We start from the raw sequence: 25,252 nt of genomic DNA, 5'->3' as shown, positions 1-25,252 counted from the left end.
GCCTCGCGCCCTTCTTACTGTCGCCCGGATTTACACCGGGACGCCGTATTCGGATTTAGTTCTTCTTGACGTTGTCAGCCGCGTTCTGCGCGGCGTCGCCGACGTTCTGCGCGGCGTTGCCGACGTCCTTGGCCGCCGCGGCGACCGCGTTGTCCTTGTTCGCCTGCGACGCGTTCGACTGCGTGACGAAGTAGATGCCGGCGACCAGCGCCAGGATCAGCACGATCGCGATCAGCCAGCCGGCACCGCCACCGCTGCGACCGCCGTCGTCAACGACAGTGGTGTGGGTGTGCGTATCGCCGCTGGGCGTCTCGACGGTGGTGTAGCGTTCTTCAGCCATGATCAATCCCCTGGTTCGGCGGCATTTTCAGCGCCGCGATGGCAAACGAAACGCGGTGCACCGGCACTGGTTCCGCGCCCCCTATCCAACGATGGTAAACGGGGTCAGCCCGCGCGATCGGTCCTCCATCGCCAGCAGGGCGCCGCGCGGTGGCAGCGCGCGCTGGAGGCAGTCCATCCGCGGACAGGCGGCGCAGCCCGGCCCGGTCTCGACCGCCAGGGCACCGTCGTCGAGCGCGAGCCCGCGCGACGCGGCCATCGGCGCGGCCAGCCGGGCCTCGACCCCGACGACGACGACGAAGGCCGCACCTTCGCCCGCCGCGGCGCCGCTGCGCTCGACCGTGCGCGCCAGACACAGCCAGCGCGTCTTCGTGCCGACCGGATCGGCAAACTCGATCAGCTGGGCCTGCTCCCGACCGGGATCGGCAAACGCGGTATGCGCCAACCACTTCGGGCAGCCGACGCGGCCGTCGAACAGCGGCGTCGCGCTGGCGCCTGCGTAACGCTTGGAAAACTGTCCGGCGCGGTCGACGCGCGCCATGAACAGCGGCAAGCCGCGCTCGCCGACGCGCTGCAGCGTGGTCAGGCGGTGGGCGAGCTGCTCGAAACCGACGCCGAAGCGGCGTTGCAGCAGCCCCAGGTCGTACCCGGTGGCGTCGCAGGCGCGCAGGAAGCGGCCGTAAGGCATCAGCACCGCCGCGGCGACGTAATTGACCAAGTGGCGGCGCAGCAGCAATCGCGCGGTCCGATCGGCAAACTGGGCGCCGGCGGCTAGCGTGTCGATCGCCTCGCGCTGTTCGAGAAGCGCGATCTGCACCGCCAGCTGGAAATTGCGCGCCGCCCCGTCGAGCAGTTCGCTGAGCTGGATCTGCCGGGCATGGAAATCGACCCGTCGCAGCGCATCGGGCATGACGTCGCGGGGGAGTATCCGGACGCCGAGCTGGTGACGCTGGCGCAGCCGCTCGGTCAGCGCGGTGCCCACATCGCCGTTGGTCAGCCGCAAGTCGTCGGCCAGGGCTTCGGCGGCGCTGTCGAGGTCGGCGAAATGGTTGCGCCAGCGCTCGATCTCGCGGCGGGCAAGTTCTACCGAATCGTTGCCGGTGTCGGGTGCGCCCGCGCCGGCGCCATCGAACAGCCGCGCGAACGCCAGCGCGCCTTGAGGCGCCGCCGCCAGCCATTCGGCAATCTCGTCGCGGTCGATGGCGAGATCGGCGAAGCGCTGATCGGCAAGACGGCGACGCATCCCCTCCACCCCGCCGACTTCCTCGTCGCGGCGCAGGCTGCGGGGGTCGAAATCGAACTGTTCGGCGAGCTGGACCAGCAGGCGGGCGGTAAGCGGTCGTTGGTTGCGCTCGAGGAGGTTCAAATAGCTGGGAGAGATCCCGATGCGCGCCGCCATCGCGGCCTGGGTCAACCCATCCCGTCGGCGCAGACGGCGCAGCGAGGGACCGGCGAGGACTGCAACCTTGCTCACTCGCGTCGCTTGTCATGAAATTTACAGCCTTGCAAGCTGGGAGCGCCAATGCAGCGCTTACAGACACATTTTGTTGTAACTTTGCCTACCGCGAAGGTCCGTCGCGGCGGTATCGAAGGGTCAGCCATTACGGGGACCTACCCATGACATACGCCGAGACTATCGCCCGCGCCGCCGACTCCATCCTGCCCCACCAAGGGATAGACCCTGAATCGGTCGCCCGCATGCGCCTTCAGAACCGGTTTCGGACTGGGCTCGACATCGCGCGCTACACCGCGAAGATCATGCGCGAGGACATGGCCACGTATGATGCCGACCCGGCTGCGTATACGCAGTCGCTCGGTTGCTGGCACGGCTTCATCGGCCAGCAGAAGGTCATCGCGATTAAGAAGCACTTCGGCTCGACCCGCGGCAGGTATCTGTACTTGTCAGGCTGGATGGTCGCGGCGCTACGCAGTCAGTTCGGCCCACTGCCCGACCAATCGATGCACGAAAAGACCAGCGTGTCGGACCTGATCGAGGAACTCTACACGTTCCTGAAGCAGGCTGACGCCCGCGAACTGGGCCTCCTGTTCCGCGATCTCGACGCGGCGCGCGGTGCCGGCAACGCGGTAGAGGCCGCGCGCATCGGTCACGCCATCGACAACTTCGAAACGCACGTCGTTCCGATCATCGCCGATATCGACGCGGGCTTCGGCAATGCCGAGGCGACCTATCTGCTCGCCAGGCGGTTCATCGAGGCGGGCGCCTGCTGCATCCAGATCGAGAACCAGGTCTCGGACGAAAAGCAGTGCGGCCACCAGGACGGCAAGGTGACCGTCCCGCACGAGGACTTCCTCGCGAAAATCCGCGCGGTTCGCTATGCCTTCATGGAGCTCGGCGTCGACGACGGCGTCATCGTGGCGCGCACCGACAGCCTGGGCGCGGGCCTGACCAAGCAGATCGCCTACAGCACCGTGCCAGGCGACATCGGCGACCAGTACAACGGCTTTCTCGACTGCGAGGAGGTCACCGCCGTGGGCCACGGCGAGGTACTCATCAGCCGCAGCGGCAAGGTGATGCGCCCCAGGCGCTTGCCGTCGAACCTGTTCCAGTTCCGGCCGGGCACCGGCGAAGACCGCTGCGTGCTCGACTGCATTACCAGCCTGCAGAACGGTGCCGACCTGTTGTGGATCGAAACCGAGAAGCCGCACATCGCCCAGATCGCGGGAATGGTGGACCGGGTTCGGGCGGTAATTCCCAACGCCAAGCTGGTCTATAACAATTCGCCCAGCTTCAACTGGACTCTGAACTTCCGCCAGCAAGTGTTTGACGCCTGGCAGGAAGATGGCAAGGACCTGTCGGCCTACGACCGGGCGCGGCTGATGAGCGTCGACTACGATGCGACCGAGCTGGCGGCGGAGGCCGACGAGCGTATCCGCACCTTCCAGAAGGACACGGCGGCGCGGGCAGGCATCTTCCACCACCTGATCACCTTGCCGACTTATCACACCGCGGCGCTCAGCACCGACAACCTGGCGCGCGATTATTTCGGCGAACAGGGGATGCTCGGCTACGTCAAAGGGGTGCAGCGCGAGGAGATCCGCCAAGGGATCGCCTGCGTGAGGCATCAGAACATGAGCGGCAGCGACATCGGTGACGACCACAAGGAATACTTTGCCGGCGAAGCCGCGCTCAAGGCCGGCGGCGCCGCAAACACCATGAACCAGTTCGCGGCCTGACGCCTGAAGACCTGACCGAACGCGCTGATAAAGAGGAGCAACAGATGGACACTGCCACGATATCGCCAGAGCCCGCGCGCGCCCGCGCATTGCTCTCCACCGCCGACTTCCACCTGCTAAAGGCCGCGCTGGCCAGCCATGCCAAGGCGACCGAGGACGAAAAGGAGCTGGCGGCGATCAATGCGCTCTATCACCGGCTCGGCGCCTACGACTGAGCCTCACGATCTCCTGGGGAGGAGAAACGACGGCCGTCGAAGCGCCCCTTTCGCTTCGGCGGCCGTCAATTCGTCAGAAGCATTCGCGGCCCAGAAACGCCCGGCTGTCGGCGCCGATCAGCGCGGCGTGCCCGTAGTTGGGGTGATCGATGACCACCATCGCGCTGCCCTCGCCCGATTGCCAGGCGGCGATCTGGTCCGGCGTGAAGCCGAAATGGAGGAAGTGCACCGCGCTCGCCTTGCCGTCGCTCTCGCGGGTGCGGGCGATGTCCCCTTCGGGCCTGGCGCGAACCGTTTCGCCGCCGACCTGGATCGCGACGTGATCCTCGACCCCGCCGATCGTACGCAGGAACGCGTCGCGTCGCGCCGGATCGCCGATTTCGAACAGCAGCGTCGCGGTCAGCTCCGCGCCCTTGGGGATCATCGGATCGTAGGCGCGCAGTTCGTCCTCGAGTTGCTCTGCCCCGCCCTTCTCGATCCGGAGCATTTCCTGGATCTGCAGCCACATCGAATCCCAGTTCTCGAACAGGATCGTGGCGTGCGGGCCGACCGACAGCCGCGTCAGTGCCTTGCGCGCGATGGCTTCCTGTTTCTTCTCGGCGCGGATCAGGTCGTACTGTTCCAGCGAGAGGATGTCATCGGCGGTGATCGTGCGGGTGTCGCGGGGCATGGGTTGATCCTTCAGAATCCGTAGGCCTTGGCCAGCACTTCGATCGGATGGCCGATGCGGGCGGGCGGTTCCTTGCCGTTGGCGGCGATGACTTGCCGCAAATGCGGTCCCGCCAGCGGGCATTCGCTGACGATCAGGTCGGGATCGCCCTTCACGAGGTTGCGCGCGGCGGGCTTGCCAACCTTTACCGCGCGGTCGAAATTGTCCCTGAACACGCCCCACTTGCCGCCGTGGCCCGAGCACCGCTCGGTCAGGGCGGGCTTGGCCTCGGGAATCAGGCGCAGCATTTCCATGGCCTTGGGGCCCATGTTCTGCGCCCGGGCGTGGCAGGCGAAGTGGACGCCGATGCTGGCCGGAAGCGCCGGGATTTCGGCCAGCGCGCCGGCCTTGGCCAATGCCACGACGTATTCGGAAACGTCGAAAGTGTGCTTCGCGAGCGTCTGGACACCTTCGTTTTCCGGCTCGATCAAGGGCCACTCGAATTTCAGCATCAGCGCGCACGAGGTGGTGAGCGGAACGATGTCCCAGCCGTCCGCCACAAGCGGCGCGAAGGCGGCCGAAACACGCTCCGCGGCGCTCGCCACGGCTTTCATGTCGCCGTTCTCGAGCTTGGGCATCGCGCAGCAATCGGGATGCTCGATCCGAACCTGCACGCCCGAGTGGGCCAGCACCTTGATCAGGGCCAGGCCTGGCGTGCCGTCGTTGAAGTTGTCGTGGCAGCCGGCGTAGATCGCCGCCTTGCGCCCGAACGCGGGACCGTCAGCATTGGGCGCCGGCACGATCGCAGGCGCCTGGTTGGTCAGGGGCACGTCCATGAACGGCGGCAGGTGCGCGCGACGATCGATCCCGAGCGCGCCCTCGAGCACGGGCCGGGTCAGGCCATTCCCCTGCTTCGTCGCCCAGTTGGCGAGCCCGGCGCCCAGCGTGCCGAGCTTGCCGTTGCGATCCATCTTGGCGAGCTCGCGGTCGGCCAGGCTGGTTTTCCCCTTGCGGTGGCCGACGGCGCGGTGGCGCAGCATCAAGTGGGGGAAATCGAGATCGAAGGGATGCGGCGGAACGTAAGGGCACTTCGTCATGAAGCACATGTCGCACAGCGTGCAGGCATCGACGACGCTGGCCATCTGCGGGGTGGTCAGGTCGCCCACCTCCTCGTTCGGGCTCTCGTCAATCGCGTCGAACAAGATCGGAAAAGCGTCGCACAAGTTGAAGCAACGGCGACAGCCGTGGCAGATATCGAAGACGCGGCGCAGCTCGGCGTCGAGCGCGGCCTCGTCGTACCAGGCTTCGTCCTGCCACGGGATCGGGTGGCGAACCGGCGCTTCGAGACTGCCTTCCATCGTTCCCCCTTCAGCAAAGAGGCGCGCGCCATCGGCCCGCCCTGGCGGACGTCAGGCGCGCGCCCTTGGTGCGATCAAGCCTCGGCGAGGAGTCCGTCGAGCGTCTTCTGGAACTTGCCGGCGTGGCTCTTCTCGGCCTTGGCGAGCGTCTCGAACCAGTCGGCGATCTCGTCGAAGCCTTCGTCGCGGGCGGTCTTGGCCATGCCCGGATACATGTCTGTGTATTCGTGCGTTTCGCCGGCGATCGAAGCCTTGAGGTTGGCGACCGTATCGCCGATCGGCTCGCCCGTGGCGGGATCGCCGCATTCCTCGAGGTACTCGAGATGGCCGTGGGCGTGGCCGGTCTCACCCTCGGCGGTCGAGCGGAACACCGAGGCGACGTCGTTGTGCCCTTCAATGTCGGCCTTCTGTGCGAAGTACAGGTAACGACGGTTGGCCTGGCTCTCTCCGGCGAACGCCGCCTTGAGATTTTCTTCGGTCTGTGAACCCTTGAGTTCCATGTCGCATTCCTCGCAGTTGGTGTGAGTCTGCCCGTTCGATAGCCCCGTCGCGCGCGCGAAGGCTATCGGTATTTTCCCTGCCGGCTGATCGGAACAGGCGATTATGAAGCCGCCGGCCGCGTCAGATTTTATAGCGGACCACCAGCAGAACCGACAGCGTCACGACCATGATGCCGATCAGCGGCAGCCCCGAGCGCAGATAATCGCGGAAGCGATAGCCGCCTTCCGCCATAATAAGCATGTTCGTCTGATAGGCGACCGGCGTGGCATAGCACAGGTTGCAGCCGAACAGCACCGCCAGCACCAACGGTTCGGGCGGCATGGCAAGCTGCTGAGCGACACTGAACGCGATCGGCGTGCCGACGGCGGCCGCTGTGGCGTTGGAAGCCAGGTTGGTCAGGACGGTGACGAACAGCATGATGGCGGCCAGCACCCCCGCCGCAGGCAGGTATTGCAGGCCCAGGACGAGCACCTGCGCCAGCCATTCCGCCGCGCCCGTTTCCAGCACGAACCGCCCCAGTGCGATGCTGGCGGCCACCAGCACGATCACGTGGGCCGACAATGCGCGCCCTACCCGGTCGAACCGAACGCAGCCGGTGGCGAACATCACGATAGCGCCGCCAAGAGCCGCGATGGCGATCGGCAACAGGCCCAGGCTGGCGCAGCCAACGGCGGCGGCCATGATGCCCAGCGCGAGGGTCGCCTTGGCACGCCGCGGCACTTCCTTCACGCCTTCAAGCAAAAGCAGGGCATCGCGGGCGGCGAGTTCGCGGATGCGCGGGGCCGTTCCCATCACCAGCAGCAGATCGCCCTCTCCCAGGACCACGCTCGCCATGTCGCCGGGCCCTACAGGCCCGCGCGGAGCGGGCGCCAGTCCTATGATTGCGACCGCGTCCGCCTCTGTGAAGCCGGCCTCGGCGATGGTCAGGCCCACCAGCCTGCTTTCGGCAGTGATTGCGCATTCCGCCACGGCAAGGTCTTCGCGGCTAACGACAGCATCTATGCGGGCTGCGTTAAGCAGGTCAGCCGGGGCCAGGCGCGCGGCCGCGCGGCGGGTCGCTTCCTCCAGAGCGTCGTGGGGCCCGGAAATGACAAGCCGGGCCGGCGCGCGCAGGATCGCAGGTGGCGGACGCTCGAAAACGATCCCCTCGGGCAAGCGGGCTTTCAGCTCCGCGATCGGGCGGTCCGCATAATCGCTGCCTTCGTCGATCCGCAGTGTAGTGACGAAGCGGCGCTCTGCCTTCACGTTCGTGATCCGGTTGTCGGGCAGGAGGCGCGGCATGACCAACCACAGGTATGGCAGGGCGATCAGCCCCGCGATCAGGACGAGCGGGGTAAAGTGAAAGACCGTCATGTGCGGTAGGCCGAGATCCTCGGCAATCGAGACAACCAGCAAGTTCGTCGACGTGCCGATCGTCGTCCCCATCCCGCCGATGAGGATCGCAGCATTGAGCGGCATGAGCGTTCGGGACGACGGCATCGCGCCGCGCGTAGCGAGCTGGACCAGCACCGGCAGCAGCAGGACGAGCACGGGCGTATCGTTGACCATCATCGATAACGCAAAGGCCATCAGCAAGGTCAGCAGCAGCCCGAGCCATTGCGAGAGCTTCCACACCCGCGACAATCCCGTCACGAGCGGATCGAGCGCGCCGGTCACGACCAGACCGCGGCCCATCACCATGAGGGCGCAAATGGTGACCAGCGCATGGTGCCCAAAGCCCGAGAAGGCGAGCTTGAGGCCGTCTTCGCCGCGTTGGCCCGGCAAGGGAAAGACATAGAGGCCCAGAGCGATCGCGGCGATGACAAGCAGCGAGACCAGCTCAACCGGCATCCTCTGCCGCGCGAAAGCCACGAACATGGCAATGGCGAGGACAAGCGCGCCAACGGCATGAAACGAAGGGATAAGCGACACCCGGCCCCTGCTAGCAGGCGGTGCCGGGGGTGGCTAGGCGCGGTTGGTGCCCCTGGCCCGACTCGAACGGGCACGTCTTGCGACAAACGATTTTGAGTCGTTCGCGTCTACCATTCCGCCACAGGGGCAGCACCACTCCGCGCGTTAGCTTCCCTTTATCGCGCCCGCCACAATCTTGTGCAGGCGGGAATGAAGGCCGTCATTGCCGGCCAGGACCTCTGCATCGCAGATCGCCTGGCTGCGGCCGCGAAAATCTGTGACGAAACCGCCCGCCTCGCGCACCAGCAGGCAGCCCGCGGCAGTATCCCAGGGCGCCAGGCCTTCTTCCCAGAAACCCTCGTAGCGCCCTGCCGCAACCCAGGCGAGATCGAGCGAGGCAGCACCAAAACGCCGGATCCCCGCGACCTGCGGCACAATCGCGGCAGCAATGCGGCTCCACTCGCCGTAATTGCCGTGGCCTTGGAACGGGGTGCCGGTGGCGATCAGGCTTTCGTCGAGGTGGCGGCGACCGGAAACCCGCAGCCTACCGTCGTGCAGCCACGCACCGCGCGATTTCTCGGCCCAGAAAGTCTGGTCGAGGATCGGCTGATAAACCACCGCAGCAGTCACCTCGCCCCAACCCGAACCGTCGAGTTTGGGCTCCTGCACAGCGATCGAAATCGCGAAGTGAGGAATACCGTGAAGGAAGTTGCTGGTGCCGTCGAGCGGGTCGACGATGAAGCGCGGTTTGCCGTCTGCACCAGGGATCTCGCCGCCTTCCTCCATCAGGAAGCCCCAGTCCGGGCGGGCGAGACGCAGCTCGTCCCACAGCGTGCGTTCGGCGGCGCGATCGGCCTTGGAGACGAAGTCCGCCGGGCCCTTCTTGCTGACCTGCAGGTGTTCGACCTCGCCGAAGTCGCGGCGCAGGCGGCTACCCGCCTTGCGGGCAGCCTTTTCCATGACGCGGATGAGGCCAGAGAGAACTGCCATCCCCTCAGCCGACCTTGCCGACGTATTCGCGGTCGTAGACGTTGACGACGATCCGGGTGCCGGCGCCGATGTGCGGCGGCACCATGACCTTCACGCCGTTGTCGAGCAGCGCGGGCTTGAAGCTGGACGAGGCGGTCTGCCCCTTCACCACGGCATCGGCCTCGACGATCGTGGCTTCGACCTGTTCGGGCAGCTCGACCGAGATCGGGCGTTCTTCCCACAGCTCTAGCTTCACTTCCATGCCGTCCTGCAGGAAGGCGGCAGCGTCGCCCAGAAGGTCGGAGGGGAGCTGGATCTGCTCGTAATTCTCGGTGTCCATGAACACCAGATCGTCGCCGTCGGCGTAGAGGAACTGGTAGTCCTTGGTGTCGAGACGGACCTTCTCGACCGTGTCGGCGCTGCGGAAGCGGACGTTGGTCTTTCGGCCGTCGATCAGGTTCTTCATCTCGACCTGCATGAACGCGCCGCCCTTGCCCGGCTGGGTGTGCTGGGTCTTGGCAACCTTCCAGATGCCTTTTTCGTACTCGAGGATGTTGCCGGGACGGATGTCCACGCCGCTGATCTTCATGGGTGAAGCGCCTTCAGACTTGAGAAAGAGCCCGGCTGTGCCGGAAGGTTCGCGCCCTTAGCCGCTGGCGCGGCGCGGGGCAACCCGGGCGGCATGGAACGCCCGGGCGGGTTTTCAAAGCCATTCACCCGGTGGTAAAGGCGGATTCGTCAATCGCCGAGACCAGCCTGTCATGAACCGCCTTGCCGCCATTCCCCTTGCCCTGCTGCTGTCCGCTCCCGCGCTGGCCGCGCCGGGCGGGCCGATCGGCACGCTGCCTCAAGGCGACTACGCCTGCGAAGCTCCGGGCGATGCGGCCGGCCCGGCGGGGATTCGCGCACCGGAGCGGGATTTCACCGTCACCTCGGCGTCGAGCTATGCGGTCGGCCTGCGGACGGGCAGCTACCTTTACACCGGGGGGCTGGTGCGGATGACCAGCGGCCCCCGCCAGGGTGAAACCTATCGCCGCGTCGGCGCCGGAATGCTTCGCCAGATCGGCCCGGGCGGCGAGCCGTTGCCGCTGCGCTGCGTGCGCGTCGTCGCCAATAACCGCCGCTAGATCGTCCGGGTCGCGGCGCTGCGCATGCGGGCGTAAGCCATCCAGATCAGAGCCGCGAACAGCACCAGGCCCAGCGTCTGCGCCCAGGCGTTTTCGGGGATCACCGCCAGTATGTCGGGGTTGTTGGTGGCACCGACGATGGCGGCGTAAACGACGTTGAACAGGCTGTCGCCGACGATCAGCCCGGTCGCGGTCAGCACGCCGATCCGCTCGGCAAACTCCGGGTTATCGCGCCGCGCGGCCCAGCCGTTGTAGAGGTGGCCCAGCACCGCGCCGACGATCACCGGCAGCGTCACGTCCATCGGCAGGTACATGCCCATCCCGACCGCAAGCGGCGGCAGCGATCCGCGTTTGGTCGCGCGCAGCACTTCGTCGACAATCACCGCGCCAACGCCCACCGCCGCGCCGACCGCGATCAGGTTCCACTGCAAGGTGCCGCCCAGCACGCCTTGCGCGATCGCCGAGATGAGTGCGGCTTGCGGCGCGGCCAGCGCGGTTGCGCCGGCGCCCGGCGCGCCCTGGAAGCCGAAGGTATCGTTCAGCAAGGTGAGCACCGGCGGAATGATCAGCGCGCCGAACAGGACGCCGATCACCAGCGCGACCTGCTGGCGCCACGGCGTGGCGCCGACCAGCTGGCCGGTCTTGAGGTCCTGGAGGTTGTCGTTCGAAATCGTCGCCACGCCGAAAACGATCGCGGTGACGAACAGCGCGAAGGCGACCAGCGCCTTGGTATCGTCCGCCCCCGTGCCGCGCCCGAACAGCGCCAGCAGGAGGAGTGAAATTCCCAGCGACGCCAGGATGCCGACGCCCGAGATCGGACTGTTCGACGCCCCGATCAGCCCCGCCATGTAGCCGCAGACCGACGCGATCAGCACGCCGGCGACGAGGACGTAAAGCACCGAGGCGACCAGCGTGATCCCCAGCTTCCCGGCGACCGGGCCGCCCATCGCGAAATCGCCCAGCAGCAGCGCGATCGGCACCATCAACGCCAGGATCGAGCCGCCGACAATGCCGATCGGCAGATCGCGCTCGGTAATGTCGAGCGCGGCGTTGCCATCGGCGCGGCGGGTGCGGCTGGCAGCCAGCGCAGCCGTTATTCCTCGCACGATCGGGCCGATGACCTTCAACAGCGTCCAGATCGCGGCGATGCCGATCGTGCCGGCGCCGATGAAGCGGACCTGGCTGCGGAACGTGCCCGCGACGAAATCGGCGAGCTCCGTGCCCGCGGGCGCGCCGCCGGAGGTCAGGAACGGCAGGATGAACCCATAGCTGAGCACGATGCCGACCAGCATCGAGATGCCCACGGCCAGCCCGACCAGGTGCCCAACGCCGATCAGCGCGAGGCTGAGGGAACCCGAAATGCTGGTTCCCCCGGCGCCGACCGCGATCGTGCGCGCGGCGCCTTCGGCAACCAGCTTCATCTTGGCGAGCAGCGGGTAAAGCGCGGACAGCAACGTGCCGAGCACCACCGCGGCGAGCCCGCGCTTGTTTTCCTCCGCGCCGCCGACACCGGCACCGACCTTGAGCACTTCGGCAGCGGCGACCCCCTCGGGGTACGGCAGGTCCGACCCGGTCACCAGCGCGCGCCGCAGCGGTACCGAATACATCACGCCGAGAACGCCGCCGATGGCGATGACCGCGACGGATTCCCAATAGGGAAAGCCAGTCCACCATCCGACCATGATCAGACCCGGCAGGACGAAGACGATCGCCGACAGCGTGCCGGCCGAACTGGCGATGGTCTGGACGATGTTGTTTTCCTGGATCGTGGCGCCGGAAAACGCGCGCAGCACCGCCATCGAGATCACCGCGGCAGGAATCGACGTGGCGAAGGTCAGTCCGACCCTCAGCCCGAGGTATACGTTGGCAGCCGTAAACACCGCGGTCAGCAGACCGCCCAGGATAACCGACCGCAGCGTCAGTTCGCGCGGCATTAACGGGCTGCTCGCCATCTTCAATTCCCCCTGCTTGACACAGTTGACACCGTCCTGAGCGAAACCGTGCCCGCCGCGTCATCCGGCCGTTTGGCGGTGCGGTGCTGGTCGCGGTGAACGGTCATCATCGCGGCGGGGTCTGCCAGCAAAGCCGCGGGTAGGAAAGCGCCCATCAGCGCCTGAGCAGGGGATAAGGATCGACCGGCTGGCCCTGCCACCAGCCCTCCTGCGGCTGCATCACGTTGACAGCGAAGTGCAAGTGCGGCGCGTCGGGGCTGGCGTCTCCGGTCGAGCCGACGAAGCCGATCAGTTGGCCCTGGCGCACGGTCTGCCGTTCCGCCAGGCCCGGCGCGTAGCGATCGAGATGAGCGTAATAGTACATCGTCCGCCGGTCGGGAGAGCGCACGTAGATCGTGATGCCGCCGTTCTTGGACAGGAACAGCTTTTCGACCAGGCCGCCGGTCGCCGCCAGCACCGGCGTGCCGCGCGGCGCCATGATGTCGATGGCATTGTGAACCCGCATGCCGCCGCCGCGCGACTGCGTGTAAGTATCGACCAACTGATCGGCGCGGACGCCCTGAACCGGAATGATCAAGGCGCCGGCGGGCGCGGGGATCGGGCGAAACTCGCTGGCGTCTCCCTCGGCCGCCGCGCGCGCCGCCGTGCCGACCGGCGCCGCGACGGCCTGCGCCGCCGGGGTCTGCCGGGCGTCGGACTTGACCGCCATGTCGACGCTGGGCGTGCCCTGGAACCACACGAAACCGATGGCCAGCCAGGCCAGCGACGTGACCACGGCGGTCGAGAAAATCGTCTGCAAACGCTGGCGCAGCGTCAACCCGATCGTCGGCCCCATACGCCCCGGGCCCTCCTCAGGCCTCGAACAGCACTTGCGTGCCGGCTTTCACCATTTGCGCCAGGCGCGCCGCGTCCCAGTTGGTGAGACGCACGCAGCCGTGGCTTTCCGCCCGCCCGATGGTTTCGGGACTGGGCGTGCCATGGATACCGTAATGCTCCTTGCTAAGGTCGATCCAGACGACACCCACCGGACCGTTCGGCCCCGGCGGCAGCTTGGCTTCCTTGTCGCCCGGCTTGGCATCCCAGAACAGCGCCGGGTTGTAATTGAACGGCGTATTGCGGGCGATGCCGTTCACCTTCCACGTTCCCAAAGGCAGCGGATCGTGGGTCGACCCCATCGTCGCCGTGTACATCGCCACCAGCTTGCCACTGGCGTCATAGCCCTTCAGCCAGCCCTTCGACTTGCTGACCACGATCTTGTCGACCTTTGGCTGGTCGCTGCCCACGCCCAGCATGGTCAGCGTCGCCGCCCACTGCGCGTCGTCGACCGAGCCGGCCGCCATCTGGTCGGCACCCACGTTGGGCACGCGGATCTGCTGACCGGCGCGGAAATAGGACGGCGGACCCGGCTGCGGCACGAAATCGCCGCTGCTGGCCACTGCACTCGGCGTCGGCGTTGGCGCAGGCGTGGTGGACGCGGACGGGCTGGCCGTCGCCGGCCCCGATGCGCCTGCCGGCATGCCGTTGGGGTTCAGTGCCTTGAGCGTTGCGATCGTGGTATGGAAGCGTTCGGCGAGCTTCTCGTCGAGCGAACTGTAGCCCAGCGCCTGCATCTTGGCCTGGTCCTCGGCCTTGGCCGGAACGGCGTAGAACGGGCCGGCGGCGAAGGCATCGGGGATGGTCACGACGCGGGTCGCGGGAATGTTCTGCCACTGGGCCAGCTTGGCCTTGGTGGCGTCATCCATCTCGCCGCTCTGGTCGATGCCGTTGGCTTCCTGGAAGCCGAGAATGGCGTTCTTGGTCGACAGGCCCGCCTTGCCGTCCACCACGCCAGGCGTAAATCCGAGGCGGTCGAGCACGACCTGTGCCTGCATGACCGGGCGCGCCTCGGGATCAGGAATGTCTTGCGCGGCCTGCTGCCCGGGTGCCGGATCGCGGGCGCCCAGCTGATCGGCGGTGGGCGTCGCGGCCTGCGACGGTTGCTGGCCCTGCGGCTGCTGCTGGTCCTGTGAGGTGCCGCCGACATTGCAGCCGCCGAGCGCGAGGAGAACGGCCAGGACGCCGATAGCGGCCCCAGGTGCGATGCGGCTGCGACCCCGCGATGGTGATGAGATGATCATGAACGGGCGAACGCTCGGCGCGCCCGTTTGCTCCGCCGGCAAATCAGGAAGCGGCGTGCGTCACGTTGGCGGGCGCATCGATGTTCGAGGCGACATTGCAGCCGGCAACCATGCACACGGGAATGAGGACGAGGAGCGCGTAATCGCGGGCGGTTCGCTTGTGGCCCTTGACGGGCACGATCTTGGTAAATTTGGAAGCCATGCCGCGCAAACGCGAGCTACGGCGAAATGGTTTCAGATTGCGACGAAGCGTTAGCGATTTCTTTTGCGAAGGCGGCCACCGCGGCAGCCTCGTCACCGTTCCACACTGCACTGCTTACTGCGATGAAGTCAGCCCCGGCCCGGACCAGCGGAGCGGAGTTGCCCGGCGTTATACCGCCGATCGCGACACAGGGCAGTTCGACGAACGATTGCCACCATTCCAGCAGTTCCAGCCCGGCAACGTGCGAGGTTTCCTTGGTCGTCGTCGGGTAGAAGGCGCCGAACGCAACGTAGTCCGCCCCGGCGTCTCCCGCTTCAAGGGCCAGGTGGCGGCTGTCATGGCAGGTGACGCCGACTTGCGCGTCCTTGCCCAGCCGGTCGCGCGCTTCCGCGACCGAACCGTCGCCTTGGCCCAGGTGAACCCCGTCGGCCTTCAGGCGCTGGGCCAGGGCGATCGAATCGTTGACGATGAAGGCCACGTCGTGCGCGGCACAGATCGCCTGCAGCGGTTCGGCCAGGCGAGCGGCGGCGTGCTCGTCAACGTCCTTGACGCGAAACTGGAACGCCGCGACGGGACCGGCGGCCAGCGCCCGTTCGAGGCGATCCGGAAAATCGCCGCCGACGTCGAGCGGAGAAATCAGGTAGAGCTGGCAAGCGGGGGTCTTGGTCTGGGCCATGAGAGCTGCCCTAGCCCGGCGGGCGCGGCGCGCCAAGCGGGCGCTTTGGAACCCGCGGCGAGCTCGTGCTATGTAAGCGGCATGAAGCGCTTTCTCGCCCCGCTCGTCCTGGCTGCCGCCCTCCCCTTCGTGCTGGGGGGCTGCATCCGCTACAACATCGGCAACGACGGAACCACGCGGCTTCGCATCGGCGAGACCGGCACGGCGGCAACCGGCGTCTCGGTGACGCCGCTCACGATCCTCGAAGACAGCCGCTGCGCCGCGGGGGTGCAGTGCGTCTGGGCCGGTCAAGTGCGGGTTTCGGTTCGGCTGACAACCAACGGGGCAAGCGAGACGCGCGAATTCGTGAGCGCCAAGGCGCAGCAGGTCGCGGGCGGCACGCTGACCTTGTCGGACGTCTATCCGCCCAAGCAGAAAGGCGTGACGATCTTCCCCGACGAATACCGCTTCGGGTTCACGTTTCAACACTGACGCCGGCGGCGGCGAGCGCGGCATCGAACGCGGCCGCATCGTCGATGCGGATGGCGTAGCGCCCGGCAGGCCGCCGACCGGCAGTTGGCGCGGCGAGCACGATCATCCGGTTGGGGTAGGCGATCGGCACCAGGTTGCGAGTGCCCGGCGCGCGCAAGTCCGCCATCGACGGGGTAACCGCGGCAATGCGGGACAGCGGCAGCCTCACCAACCGCAGTGAGCCCATGTGAAACGTAAGGACATCGTCCTCAAGCTCGTGGGGGAGCCGCCGCCAGGACCGGATCCACAAGACCAGCCAGCCGACCGACAGCGCCGACAGCGCGGTCAGCGGCCAGCCGATCCACGGCCATTTCAAGGCCACGAACAAGTGCATGACGATCATCTCGATCACCGCCAGGGCGGAGAACACCCACAACATCGGCGTCACCCCGCGATCGTTCGCGAAGGTGACGCGCGCCATGCTCTCAGGCCTTGTTGACCGACCCGTCGTAGATCGCGTCAATGGCCTCGCCCAGCGCGGCATCGAACTCGGCGTCGGTCATGCCGGCGCGCAAGTCTCCGAGCAGCGCCCGGCTGAAGCTGGCGATGATGCCGCGGTTCCGGGCCAGCTCCGCGCAGGCCTCGGGGCGGGCGTAGCCGCCCGACAGGGCCACCACCTTGAGCACCCTTGGATGGTCGACCAGCGCGTCGAACGTGCCCGGGACGACCGGCAGCGACAGCTTGAGCATGACCGGCGCGCTGACCGTTTCGAGCCCCTTGAGCAGCGCATCGCGCAACAGCGTGTCGCATTCGGCGCGTGTGTCGCTCTTGATGTTGACCTCGGGCTCCAGGATCGGGACTAGTCCGGCGGCCAGGACCTGCTCGCCGATCTCGAACTGCTGCGCGGCGATCGCTTCGACGCCTTGCGCGGTGGCCGCGTTGATCACCGACCGTTCCTTGGTTCCGAACACGCCAAGCCCCTTGGCGCGTTCGAGAAGCGCGCCGAGGCCGGGCATCGGCTTCATCATCTGAACGCCATTGGACTCGTCCTCGAGCCCCTTGTCGATCTTCAGGAACGGAACGACGCCCTTGTCGATCAACGCCTGGGGGGTCGGCTTGCCGTCAACGGCCCCGTCCATCGTCCGCTCGAACAGGATCGCGCCGATGACCTTGTCGCCGGTGAACGCGGGCGAGGAGACGATCCGCGCGCGCATCTGGTGGATCAGGCCGAACATCTCCTCGTCGCTCGACCAGGCACCCTCCTCGATTCCATAGCCCTTGAGCGCCTTGGGCGTCGACCCGCCCGACTGGTCGAGCGCGGCGATGAAGCCTTTTCCGGCAGCAATCTTGGCGGTCATCTCGGCTTTGGTCATCATCTCTCGCTGCTCTTCTTCTGGTTGAAAGGCGCGCCTAACGACAATTGCCGCGACGCGCAAAGGCGGGGATTCATCCCGGCACCGCCTGTGTGCGGCGGCGGGCGATGCGGCGCCTGACCAGCGGATCGAACCAGCGCGTCAGGACGTCGGCCAGGAACAGGACGATGACCAGGTAGCACGCCAGCTCGAGCCAGGCGGGCAGCCCCAGCCGCTGGGCCTGCTTGGCGACCAGGCTGGTGAGAATCCAGTGCACCATGTAAAGTGCGAACGACACGTCGCCCGCCCAGCGCGCCACCTTTCCCGCCAGCGAAGGCAATTCGAAACGGCTTCCCATGAAGACAAGCCCGGGCAGAACGGCGATGATCGCGACGGCGTTGAAGGCGAACTCCCAGCCATGCGGCGCGCGCGAAAGCATGATGGCGGCCAGGATGGCAAGCGGTACGAAGGCGATCGCCGATGTCCGGCGCGGCGCCCCTCGCAGGAGTTCGGAGGCCAGCATGCCCATCGGGAAAGCAAACAGCGCGCGCAGCACGCCAAGGTGGATTCCGTCCCACATCCAGCCCCCGTCGAAAGGCTCGCTTCTGATCCCGTGGGCCTGCGCGTAAGCCCAGGTCAGCCAGGCGGTGATGGTCAGTATTGCGCCCGCCGCCGCCACGAAGATCGCCAGGCCGCGCCTGTCGAGCCGCAGGTAGAGGGGTATCATCAGCGCGTTGATCAGCAGTTCGCAAAACAGCGACCAGGCCTGGCCGCTCAATGGGAAGAGCACCGGGTTCACGAACGAGGGCAGCAGGACCAGGTTGCTGGCGATCGACAGGTAGAAGTCCGACGCCGAGATCCCCGCGATGTCGTGGCGCGAGAGGATTTCCCCATAGCGCGCGATCCCGAGCGCAAGCGCGACGAAGTAGAGCGGATAAAGGCGCAGCCAGCGCGCTTTGAGGAAGGGCCCGGTTCGCAAGCCGCCATCGACGCGGCCGCGATAGGCCTCGAGCAGGACGAAGCCCGAAAGGCAGAAGAAGAAATCGACCGCGATGTAGCCGTGCGGCGTCAGCGTGCCCCTGAAGTGATAAATGGCGACCGCGATCGCGGCGATGCCGCGCATCCCGTCTAGGGTCCCGTAGCGCGCGGGCCGCGTCGGTCTGAGGCGCGGCGCCTCGGCCATCAGCGCTGGAGCGCCTTGACCCCAGGCAATTCGCGACCTTCCATCCATTCGAGGAAGGCCCCGCCAGCGGTTGAAATATAACTGAAATCTCCCGCCGCGCCTGCCTGATTCAACGCCGCGACCGTGTCCCCGCCGCCCGCGACGGAAACCAGCGCGCCCTCGCGGGTCAGCGCGGCGGCGCTTTGCGCCAGCGCCACCGTGGCGGCGTCGAAGGGCGGGGTTTCGAACGCTCCGAGCGGGCCGTTCCAGACCAGCGTCCGGCAGGTCTTGAGCACGTCGGCAAGCGCCTCGACCGCCTGCGGACCGACATCGAGGATCATCTCGTCGGCAGCCACCTCGTGCACGTTGCAGGTGCGCAAGCCGGCCGGATTGGCGGCGAATTCCTTCGCGACCACGACGTCATAGGGCAAGTGCACCGTGCAGCCGGCCTTGTCCGCGGCGGCGAGGATCTGGTCCGCCGTGGCGGCAAGGTCGTGTTCGCACAGCGACTTGCCCACGTCGACGCCGCGCGCGGCCAGGAAGGTATTGGCCATACCGCCGCCAATGATCAGGTGATCGACCTGGCCGACAAGGTGCGTCAGCACGTCGAGCTTGGAGGAGACCTTTGCCCCGCCGACGACCGCGGCGACCGGCCGTTCGGGGTTGCCGAGCGCCTTTTGCAGCGCGGTCAGTTCCGCTTCCATCGCGCGGCCGGCAAATGCGGGAAGAACGTGCGCCAGCCCCTCGGTCGTCGCGTGGGCGCGGTGCGCGGCCGAAAAGGCGTCGTTCACAAAAAGGTCGGCGTTGGCGGCAATGGCCTTGGCGAGTTCGGGATCGTTGGCCTCCTCGCCCGGCCAGAAGCGGGTGTTCTCCAGCACCGCGATGCCGCCGGGCGGCAGGATACCGACGGTCTGTTCGACCACCGGGCCGTAGATCTCGGGCACGAACATGACCTCGCGGCCGAGCACGTCCTGGACCGCGTCGATCACCATCGACAGCGACATGACCGACGAACGCGCCCCCTTGGGGCGGCCGAAGTGCGCCAGCAGCAGGACCTTGGCACCGCCGTCCGCAAGCTCCAGGATCGTCGGCGCCGATGCCTTGATGCGGGTATCGTCGGTAACGGCGCCGTCCTGCATCGGCAGGTTGAGGTCGACGCGAACCAGCGCGACCTTGCCATGGACGTCGCCGACAGCGTCCAGCGTCCGGAAATCGGTCATTCCTCGATCCTCACTTCGTCGCCCGCGGCAATCTCGCCTTCGGCAATCACCCGGCCCAGCACGCCGCCGCGCCAGTCGGGCGTCAGGACGGCCTTGAGACCCGGCGCGATTTCTTCCATTCGGCTGCACGGATCGCATTCGACCGTCGTCTCGATCCGCACCGCCGCGCCGATCGCGATGACCCTGCCCGCTTCGCGCGGCAGGCGCAGCCCGCCGACCAGCAGGTTGGCGCGGCGCTCCTGCCAGGGAATCGCGACGCCAAGCTCGCCGGTGGCGGCCGCCCACGAGGCCTCTTCCATCAGCGAGATCTGGCGCTTGCCGGTTTTGCGCATCGCGCCGCGGAAATCGCCCTGGATGCCGCCTTCGCGCGTCACGCGGACGCGCTCGAGCACTTCCATGCCCCCGCGCGGCCGCGCGTGGCGGGCGATTCCCAGCAGCGTCCCGGTCACACTCAGAGCAGGCCGCCCATCACCCCGGCGGTGTCGACCATGCGATTGGAGAAGCCCCATTCGTTGTCGTACCACGACAGGACGCGCACCAGCTTGCCGTCGATCACGGCCGTCTCGAGGCTGTCGATGGTCGAGGAATGGGCATCGTGGTTGAGGTCGATCGAGACCAGCGGTTCGTCGGTCCAGCCCAGCACGCCCTTCATCGCCCCTTCCGAGGCGTCCCTGAGCAGCTTGTTGACCTCTTCCACCGTGGTGTCGCGACCAGGCTGGAACGTCAGGTCGACGACCGAGACATTCGGCGTCGGCACGCGGATGGCGCTGCCGTCCAGTTTGCCCTTCAGTTCGGGCAGAACCTCGCCCACCGCGCGGGCCGCGCCGGTGGTGGTGGGGATCATGCTCATCCCCGCGGCGCGCGCACGGCGCATGTCGGAGTGGATCTGGTCGAGGATCTTCTGGTCGTTGGTGTAGGCGTGGATCGTCGTCATCAGCCCGCGCTCGATGCCGATGGCATCGTTGAGGACCTTGGCGAAGGGCGCCAGGCAGTTGGTGGTGCACGACGCGTTCGAGACGATCGTGTGGCCGGCGGTCAGCTTGTCATGGTTGACACCGTAAACAACCGTCAGGTCGACGTCCTTGGCGGGGGCGGAGATGAGGACCTTTCGGGCGCCGGCGTCGATGTGCGCCTGGCCGCCCTTGCGATCGGTGAAAAAGCCGGTGCACTCCAGCGCGATGTCGACGCCGTGGTCCTTGTGCGGGAGCTTGGCCGGGTCGCGCTCGGCAGTGACGGCGATCCGCTTGCCGTTGATCACCAGGTCGTTTCCGTCGACCTCGACCGTGCCCTGGAACGGGCCGTGGACGCTGTCGCGCTTGAACAGCATCGCGTTCGACTTCGCATCGGCAAGGTCGTTGATCGCGACCAGTTCCAGCCCGCAGTCGGGACGCTCGATGATGGCGCGGGCCACGTTGCGCCCGATGCGCCCGAAACCGTTGATCGCAACCTTGGTCGCCATGAAAAATCGTCTCCCTGTTGGGGCCCTCAGAGGCCCAGCCTGCGCTTGATCTGCGGCACGATGGCCGATGAAGTGAACCCGAAGTACGGAAACAGGTCTTCGGCCGGAGCCGAAAGCCCGAAATGGTCCAGCCCGATGGTGAGGCCGTCGCGGCCGACATACTTGTGCCAGCCCATCGTGCTGCCCGCCTCGATCGAGACGGCCAACGCGCCTTCAGGGATAAGCGACGATTTGTAGGTTTCGTCCTGGCTGTCGTAGAGCTCCCAGCACGGCATCGAAACCACGTCGGCCCCGATGCCGTCCGCTTCCAGCGCCTGTGCGCATTCGACCGCGAGGTGCACCTCGCTGCCGGTGGCGAGCAGCACGACCCGGCGATCGGCGGCCGCGGATACCAGCTTGTACGCGCCCTTTGCGCAGAGGTTGGCGTCGGCCTGGTTGCGCAGCGCCGGCAGGTTCTGGCGGCTCAGCGCCAGCAGGCTCGGTCCGTCCTTGCGTTCCAGCGCCAGTTCCCAGCACTCCGCGGTTTCGAGCGCATCGGCCGGGCGATAGACCTTGAGGCCGGGGATCGCCCGCAGCGCGGCGAGATGCTCGATCGGCTGGTGCGTCGGCCCGTCCTCGCCCAGCCCGATCGAATCGTGCGTGAACACGAAGGTGGTGTGCGCCTGCTGCAGCGCCGCCAGGCGAATGGCGTTGCGGCAGTAATCGCTGAACACCAGGAAGGTGCCGCCATAGGGGATAATCCCGCCGTGCAGCGCCATGCCGTTCATCGCCGCGGCCATGCCGAATTCGCGGATGCCGTAGTGAAGATAGCGGCCCGAATAGTCCTCGGCGGTCATCGGCCCGGTCGACGGTGTCATCGTGTTGTTCGACGGGGTCAGGTCGGCCGATCCGCCGATCAGCGCCGGAACAGCCTTCGTCAGCACCGTCAGCGCGTTCTCGCTCGCCTTGCGGGTGGCGACGTTGGGCATTTTTTCGGTCAGTTCGGCCTTGTAGGCGTGCCAGCCGTCCAGCAGGGGCAGATCGCCCGCCATACGCGCTGCATAGGCGTCGCCCTGCGCGTTCTTGCGGGCCCGTTCGGCCCAGGCTTCGTGGGCCAGCGCGCCGCGCTCACCCAGGCTGCGCCAGTCGGCCAGGATGCCGTCCGGTATCGCGAACGGCTCGGCGGTCCAGAGCAGCTCCTTGCGCGCCGCGGCGACCTCGTCGGCGCCCAGCGCGCTGCCGTGGACCTTTTCGCTTCCCTGCTTGTTGGGCGCGCCTTTGCCGATGATCGTGTGGCAGGCGACGATGGCGGGCTTGGCCGACCTGGCAGCCTTGCCCAGCGCGCGATCGATGTCGGCATAGTCGTGGCCGTCGCACTCGAACGTGTCCCAGCCCGAGGCGCGATAGCGCGCCAGCACGTCCTCGCAGGTCGACAGGCTGGTCGCGCCGTCGATCGTAATTTTATTGGAATCCCACAGAACCTTGAGCTTGTTCAGGGCCAGGTGGCCGGCCAGCCCGACTGCTTCGTGGTTGATGCCTTCCATCAGGCAACCATCGCCGGCGACCGTCCAGGTGTTGTGATCGACCAGGTCGTCGCCGAATTCGGCGTTGAGATGCCGTTCCGCGATCGCCATGCCGACTGCCATTGCCAGCCCCTGGCCGAGCGGCCCGGTGGTGCATTCCACGCCGTCGATCTCGATATTCTCGGGGTGGCCGGCGCAGGGGCTGTGGAGCTGGCGGAAGGTGCGGATGTCGTCGATCGTCGGCGCGTCGTAACCGGTCAGGTAGAGCAGCGCGTACAGCAGCATCGAGCCATGCCCGGCCGACAGGATGAAGCGGTCGCGGTCCGGCCAGCCGGGGGCTGCCGGATCGAACTTCAGGTACTTGTCGAACAGGACGGTGGCGACATCGGCCATGCCCATCGGCATGCCCGGATGGCCGGAATTCGCCGCTTGCACGGCGTCCATCGCCAACGCGCGGATGGCATTGGCCATGGGCGCGAGGCGGGCGGGATCGAGGCTCATCGGTGGGCTGCTCCGGCTTGGAAACGGGCGCGATTCGGTGCCGGGTCTCCCTTGCGCACGGGCCGCGCCCCGTCAAGGCGAGCGGGCGACGACGCCCGCGCTTCAAACCTGTGGGACAATCCGCCTGCAAGACTTTGCCGGCGCGTGCTTTTGGAGTAGCGCACCGGCGATGGACGCGGATCGCTGCACTTCGGCGTTAGCCCGCATTTCCGCCGCCGCCGCGCGGATGGAAGCCGCCGTTGCGCGCGCTCCGCACGCCTCCGATCCCGATCTTGAGCAGCGCCACGCCGCGCTAAAGGACGCTGTCGCCGCCACGCTGGGCGATCTCGACGCGCTGATTGGGGACCCCGCGTGAGCAACGTCGAGCTGACGATCGGCGGTCGCACATACACCGTCGCCACGTCGCCGGGGGACGAGGAGCGGATCCGTAACCTCGGCGCGCTCGTGGACGACAAGGTCCGTGCTCTTGGTCCGATGGCCGGGCAGAGCGAGACGCGGCAATTGCTGTTCGCGGCGCTGTTCCTGGCCGACGAGCTGGAACAGCAGCGCTTCAACTCCCCGCCTTCCGCAGCTGCAGCGGCGCCGGCGGCCGACGCCGAAATGGCCGGCGCGCTCGAATCCCTGGCGGCACGGTTGGAGAGCCTGGCCGCGGCCCTTGAGGATCGGGCCTGACGCGCCTACATGGAGGGCGACGGGAACTGCCCGGTGCGAACCGATCGAACATCCCTGAGGCTATAAGCAATCCTTGGGGGCTGTCCCTAGCTGGACCCTGGTCCGGCATATATGGTCCCCACCTGACGTCGAGGCGTCAGAGGATTTCCCCGGTCCGGCCCATGGTGGTCCCGTCACCCATCTTCGCGAAAGCCCAACCTTGACCGACAAGCCTGCCTTGCGCCGCGCGATGCGAGACCAGCGGCGCGCCCACGTTGCCGCGCTTTCACCCGCGACGTCGGCGCTGATCCTGTCCCGCCCACCGGGCCCGGTCGCGGCGCTGGTCCCGCCCGGCGCCACTGTCGGGCTCTATCGCAATACCGCAGACGAGGCGCCAACGGGCGGTTACACGCGCTTTTTTGCCGAGCGCGGCCACCCGGTGGCCCTTCCCTGGTTTGCCGAGCGCCACGCCGCGATGCAGTTTCGCCAGTGGGCCGATCCCTTCGACCAGGCTCCGCTCGAGCGGGGTCCGTACGGCGCCGACCAGCCGCCTGCGACCGCGCGCATCGTCGTGCCATCGGTCGTCTTCGTGCCCCTGATCGCCTTCACCGCGCGGGGCGAACGCCTGGGCCAGGGCGGCGGTCATTACGACCGCTGGCTGGCGCAGCATCCCGAGGCGATTCCGATCGGCCTTGCCTGGGACGTCCAGGAGCTGCCCGAAATGCCTTGCGAAGCGCACGACCGGATGCTGTCCGCGATTGTCACCCCGACCCGGCTGGTGGTGCCATGAACGAGGTGCCGAAACCGCCTCGAACCGAGCCGACCTGGCGGATCCCGGTGGGCATACTACTGCTGCTGGCAGGCTTGCTGGCCTACGGCGGGCTGATCGCGCGATACCTTGGCCCGTGGCTGTCGGCCTGGCCTGTATGGGTGCAGACGATAGCCTACATCGCGCTTGGCGTCGTGTGGCTGCTGCCCCTGCGGCGCTTCCTGATCTGGATGGAGACCGGCCGCTTCGGCTAGGTTCGGAAAGGCGGAAAATGTCCCAAGTGGCGCGAGTGACGGGGCTCGAACCCGCGACCTTCGGCGTGACAGGCCGACACTCTAACCAACTGAGCTACACCCGCCCACAAACAAGCGGTGCCACTTGGGAGAGGCGCCACTAGGGCAGCCTCGAATGGCTGTCAACCGCTATCCGGGCGAGTTTCAGGGCCCACTGAAATCGGCAGCAATGCGAGCTTTGCAGCATGGTTTTTGCCGCGTTAACCATTCTTTCGCGCCTCCCCGTCAAACTCTGCGCCGAAGCTGCAATGGCGCGGCGATCGGGGTCAATCGGCGATGCGTATTGCTAATGGTATTTTGGTTGCCGTGGGCGCCAGCCTCGGCGCTCCGGCATTGGCTGCGCCGCTTGTCGATACCGGTGCCGCCGTTTTCGTGGAACGCGCAATCGGCGGCACGCGGACGCTTGCGCCCGCCGACCGCCTGAGCCCCGGTGACCGGGTCGTCTATATCGTCAACTGGCAACGCAAGGCCGGCGCCGGCAGCTTCATCGTGACCAATCCCCTGCCCCGCGCGGTCAATTATCAGGCGAGCGCCGATGGCACCGAAGAAGTCTCGGTCGATGGCGGGCGGACCTGGGGCAAGCTCGATGCCCTGCGCGTCGGCAGCCGCCGCGCCCTGCCCGAGGACGTCACGCATGTCCGCTGGCGGATTGCCGCGCCGGCGCGCAGCGGCAGCCTGGCCTTCAGCGGCATCGTGCGCTGAC

The 25,252-nt window shown here is 67.1% G+C and carries 29 protein-coding genes and 2 tRNA genes; 9 read left to right on the top strand and 22 right to left on the bottom strand.

Features of this window, described 5'->3' with window-relative positions; all coding sequences use genetic code 11:
- Nucleotides 1-55 precede the first annotated feature (55 nt).
- Complete coding sequence (locus tag ACOYW6_RS03655; RefSeq protein ID WP_423142459.1) at nt 56-340, bottom strand: hypothetical protein; 285 nt, start codon at nt 338-340, stop codon at nt 56-58.
- Between the two features lie 81 nt (nt 341-421).
- Complete coding sequence (locus ACOYW6_RS03650; RefSeq protein ID WP_423142458.1) at nt 422-1,813, bottom strand: helix-turn-helix domain-containing protein; 1,392 nt, start codon at nt 1,811-1,813, stop codon at nt 422-424.
- A gap of 143 nt (nt 1,814-1,956) precedes the next feature.
- Between ACOYW6_RS03650 and ACOYW6_RS03645 the strand changes: the two genes are divergently transcribed.
- Both ACOYW6_RS03645 and ACOYW6_RS03640 read left to right on the top strand, forming a co-directional pair.
- Nucleotides 1,957-3,534 carry an isocitrate lyase gene (locus ACOYW6_RS03645; protein WP_423142457.1) on the top strand — a complete coding sequence of 526 codons (1,578 nt, stop codon included), beginning with the start codon at nt 1,957-1,959 and terminating at the stop codon, nt 3,532-3,534.
- Between the two features lie 44 nt (nt 3,535-3,578).
- Nucleotides 3,579-3,749: a hypothetical protein gene (locus tag ACOYW6_RS03640; protein ID WP_423142456.1), complete on the top strand. Its 171-nt coding sequence runs from the start codon at nt 3,579-3,581 to the stop codon at nt 3,747-3,749.
- Between the two features lie 73 nt (nt 3,750-3,822).
- On the opposite strand, the gene ACOYW6_RS03635 is transcribed toward ACOYW6_RS03640, so the two are convergent.
- The 7 genes from ACOYW6_RS03635 to efp form a co-directional block, all read right to left on the bottom strand.
- Nucleotides 3,823-4,419: a DUF3501 family protein gene (locus ACOYW6_RS03635; protein ID WP_423142455.1), complete on the bottom strand. Its 597-nt coding sequence runs from the start codon at nt 4,417-4,419 to the stop codon at nt 3,823-3,825.
- An 11-nt stretch (nt 4,420-4,430) separates the two neighbouring features.
- A complete protein-coding gene (locus tag ACOYW6_RS03630) occupies nt 4,431-5,756 on the bottom strand; it encodes a (Fe-S)-binding protein (protein WP_423142454.1) in 1,326 nt (441 codons plus the stop codon).
- Nucleotides 5,757-5,830: 74 nt separating this feature from the next.
- Nucleotides 5,831-6,256: a rubrerythrin family protein gene (locus ACOYW6_RS03625; protein WP_423142453.1), complete on the bottom strand. Its 426-nt coding sequence runs from the start codon at nt 6,254-6,256 to the stop codon at nt 5,831-5,833.
- 121 nt (nt 6,257-6,377) lie between these two features.
- Nucleotides 6,378-8,087 (bottom strand): SLC13 family permease, encoded by a 1,710-nt coding sequence (locus ACOYW6_RS03620; protein ID WP_423142452.1) that lies wholly within the window; start codon nt 8,085-8,087, stop codon nt 6,378-6,380.
- Nucleotides 8,088-8,212: 125 nt separating this feature from the next.
- Nucleotides 8,213-8,296, bottom strand: a tRNA-Leu gene (locus ACOYW6_RS03615).
- Between the two features lie 16 nt (nt 8,297-8,312).
- Nucleotides 8,313-9,137, bottom strand: a complete 825-nt coding sequence (locus ACOYW6_RS03610; protein ID WP_423142451.1) for an inositol monophosphatase family protein — start codon at nt 9,135-9,137, stop codon at nt 8,313-8,315.
- Nucleotides 9,138-9,141: 4 nt separating this feature from the next.
- Nucleotides 9,142-9,705, bottom strand: a complete 564-nt coding sequence (gene efp, locus ACOYW6_RS03605) for an elongation factor P (RefSeq protein ID WP_423142450.1) — start codon at nt 9,703-9,705, stop codon at nt 9,142-9,144.
- Nucleotides 9,706-9,877: 172 nt separating this feature from the next.
- Here efp and ACOYW6_RS03600 point away from each other — a divergent pair, with 172 nt between their 5' ends.
- Nucleotides 9,878-10,243, top strand: a complete 366-nt coding sequence (locus ACOYW6_RS03600; RefSeq protein WP_423142449.1) for a hypothetical protein — start codon at nt 9,878-9,880, stop codon at nt 10,241-10,243.
- On the opposite strand, the gene ACOYW6_RS03595 is transcribed toward ACOYW6_RS03600, so the two are convergent.
- The 5 genes from ACOYW6_RS03595 to thiE all read right to left on the bottom strand — a co-directional run bounded on the left by ACOYW6_RS03595 (nt 10,240) and on the right by thiE (nt 15,190).
- Nucleotides 10,240-12,177: an OPT family oligopeptide transporter gene (locus ACOYW6_RS03595; protein WP_423142448.1), complete on the bottom strand. Its 1,938-nt coding sequence runs from the start codon at nt 12,175-12,177 to the stop codon at nt 10,240-10,242. The genes ACOYW6_RS03600 and ACOYW6_RS03595 overlap by 4 nt on opposite strands.
- A 172-nt stretch (nt 12,178-12,349) precedes the next feature.
- Complete coding sequence (locus ACOYW6_RS03590) at nt 12,350-13,030, bottom strand: M23 family metallopeptidase (protein ID WP_423142447.1); 681 nt, start codon at nt 13,028-13,030, stop codon at nt 12,350-12,352.
- A 16-nt stretch (nt 13,031-13,046) separates the two neighbouring features.
- A complete protein-coding gene (locus ACOYW6_RS03585) occupies nt 13,047-14,312 on the bottom strand; it encodes a L,D-transpeptidase family protein (protein WP_423142446.1) in 1,266 nt (421 codons plus the stop codon).
- Nucleotides 14,313-14,355: 43 nt separating this feature from the next.
- Nucleotides 14,356-14,514: a hypothetical protein gene (locus tag ACOYW6_RS03580; RefSeq protein ID WP_423142445.1), complete on the bottom strand. Its 159-nt coding sequence runs from the start codon at nt 14,512-14,514 to the stop codon at nt 14,356-14,358.
- Nucleotides 14,515-14,530: 16 nt separating this feature from the next.
- A complete protein-coding gene (gene thiE / locus ACOYW6_RS03575) occupies nt 14,531-15,190 on the bottom strand; it encodes a thiamine phosphate synthase (RefSeq protein WP_423142444.1) in 660 nt (219 codons plus the stop codon).
- Between the two features lie 81 nt (nt 15,191-15,271).
- Between thiE and ACOYW6_RS03570 the strand changes: the two genes are divergently transcribed.
- Complete coding sequence (locus ACOYW6_RS03570; RefSeq protein WP_423142443.1) at nt 15,272-15,661, top strand: hypothetical protein; 390 nt, start codon at nt 15,272-15,274, stop codon at nt 15,659-15,661.
- On the opposite strand, the gene ACOYW6_RS03565 is transcribed toward ACOYW6_RS03570, so the two are convergent.
- The 7 genes from ACOYW6_RS03565 to tkt all read right to left on the bottom strand — a co-directional run bounded on the left by ACOYW6_RS03565 (nt 15,645) and on the right by tkt (nt 22,836).
- Nucleotides 15,645-16,121: a hypothetical protein gene (locus ACOYW6_RS03565; protein ID WP_423142442.1), complete on the bottom strand. Its 477-nt coding sequence runs from the start codon at nt 16,119-16,121 to the stop codon at nt 15,645-15,647. The genes ACOYW6_RS03570 and ACOYW6_RS03565 overlap by 17 nt on opposite strands.
- 4 nt (nt 16,122-16,125) lie before the next feature.
- Nucleotides 16,126-17,013 carry a fructose bisphosphate aldolase gene (locus tag ACOYW6_RS03560; RefSeq protein ID WP_423143055.1) on the bottom strand — a complete coding sequence of 296 codons (888 nt, stop codon included), beginning with the start codon at nt 17,011-17,013 and terminating at the stop codon, nt 16,126-16,128.
- A 73-nt stretch (nt 17,014-17,086) separates the two neighbouring features.
- On the bottom strand, nt 17,087-18,175 hold the full coding sequence (locus tag ACOYW6_RS03555; protein WP_423142441.1) for an acyltransferase family protein: 1,089 nt from the start codon (nt 18,173-18,175) through the stop codon (nt 17,087-17,089).
- Nucleotides 18,175-19,374, bottom strand: coding sequence for a phosphoglycerate kinase (locus ACOYW6_RS03550; RefSeq protein WP_423142440.1), 1,200 nt, complete (start codon nt 19,372-19,374; stop codon nt 18,175-18,177). The genes ACOYW6_RS03555 and ACOYW6_RS03550 overlap by 1 nt, the downstream gene beginning before the upstream one ends.
- Nucleotides 19,371-19,772 carry an MOSC domain-containing protein gene (locus ACOYW6_RS03545; protein ID WP_423143054.1) on the bottom strand — a complete coding sequence of 134 codons (402 nt, stop codon included), beginning with the start codon at nt 19,770-19,772 and terminating at the stop codon, nt 19,371-19,373. Before ACOYW6_RS03545 ends, ACOYW6_RS03550 begins: the two co-directional genes overlap by 4 nt.
- A gap of 53 nt (nt 19,773-19,825) precedes the next feature.
- Nucleotides 19,826-20,833, bottom strand: coding sequence for a type I glyceraldehyde-3-phosphate dehydrogenase (gap, locus tag ACOYW6_RS03540; RefSeq protein WP_423142439.1), 1,008 nt, complete (start codon nt 20,831-20,833; stop codon nt 19,826-19,828).
- A gap of 26 nt (nt 20,834-20,859) precedes the next feature.
- Complete coding sequence (gene tkt, locus ACOYW6_RS03535; protein WP_423142438.1) at nt 20,860-22,836, bottom strand: transketolase; 1,977 nt, start codon at nt 22,834-22,836, stop codon at nt 20,860-20,862.
- A gap of 169 nt (nt 22,837-23,005) precedes the next feature.
- Between tkt and ACOYW6_RS03530 the strand changes: the two genes are divergently transcribed.
- From ACOYW6_RS03530 to ACOYW6_RS03515, 4 genes are all read left to right on the top strand, one after another.
- Nucleotides 23,006-23,191 carry a hypothetical protein gene (locus tag ACOYW6_RS03530; RefSeq protein WP_423142437.1) on the top strand — a complete coding sequence of 62 codons (186 nt, stop codon included), beginning with the start codon at nt 23,006-23,008 and terminating at the stop codon, nt 23,189-23,191.
- Nucleotides 23,188-23,508: a cell division protein ZapA gene (locus tag ACOYW6_RS03525; protein WP_423142436.1), complete on the top strand. Its 321-nt coding sequence runs from the start codon at nt 23,188-23,190 to the stop codon at nt 23,506-23,508. The genes ACOYW6_RS03530 and ACOYW6_RS03525 overlap by 4 nt, the downstream gene beginning before the upstream one ends.
- Before the next feature lie 199 nt (nt 23,509-23,707).
- The gene (locus tag ACOYW6_RS03520; RefSeq protein ID WP_423142435.1) at nt 23,708-24,277 is read left to right on the top strand and encodes a 5-formyltetrahydrofolate cyclo-ligase; all 570 of its coding nucleotides are present in this window, start codon (nt 23,708-23,710) and stop codon (nt 24,275-24,277) included.
- Entirely contained in the window at nt 24,274-24,510 is a 237-nt protein-coding gene (locus ACOYW6_RS03515; RefSeq protein ID WP_423142434.1) for a DUF2842 domain-containing protein, read from the top strand. The genes ACOYW6_RS03520 and ACOYW6_RS03515 overlap by 4 nt, the downstream gene beginning before the upstream one ends.
- A gap of 27 nt (nt 24,511-24,537) precedes the next feature.
- Here the strand turns inward: ACOYW6_RS03515 and ACOYW6_RS03510 are convergent.
- Nucleotides 24,538-24,614, bottom strand: a tRNA-Asp gene (locus ACOYW6_RS03510).
- A gap of 268 nt (nt 24,615-24,882) precedes the next feature.
- Between ACOYW6_RS03510 and ACOYW6_RS03505 the strand changes: the two genes are divergently transcribed.
- Nucleotides 24,883-25,251, top strand: coding sequence for a hypothetical protein (locus tag ACOYW6_RS03505; RefSeq protein ID WP_423142433.1), 369 nt, complete (start codon nt 24,883-24,885; stop codon nt 25,249-25,251).
- Nucleotide 25,252 lies beyond the last annotated feature (1 nt).

The organism is Parablastomonas sp. CN1-191 (assembly GCF_049354825.1).
Taxonomy (GTDB): Bacteria; Pseudomonadota; Alphaproteobacteria; order Sphingomonadales; family Sphingomonadaceae; genus Novosphingobium.
Note: the sequence above shows the minus strand (reverse complement) of the source record. Positions and strands in the feature narration are given on the sequence as shown.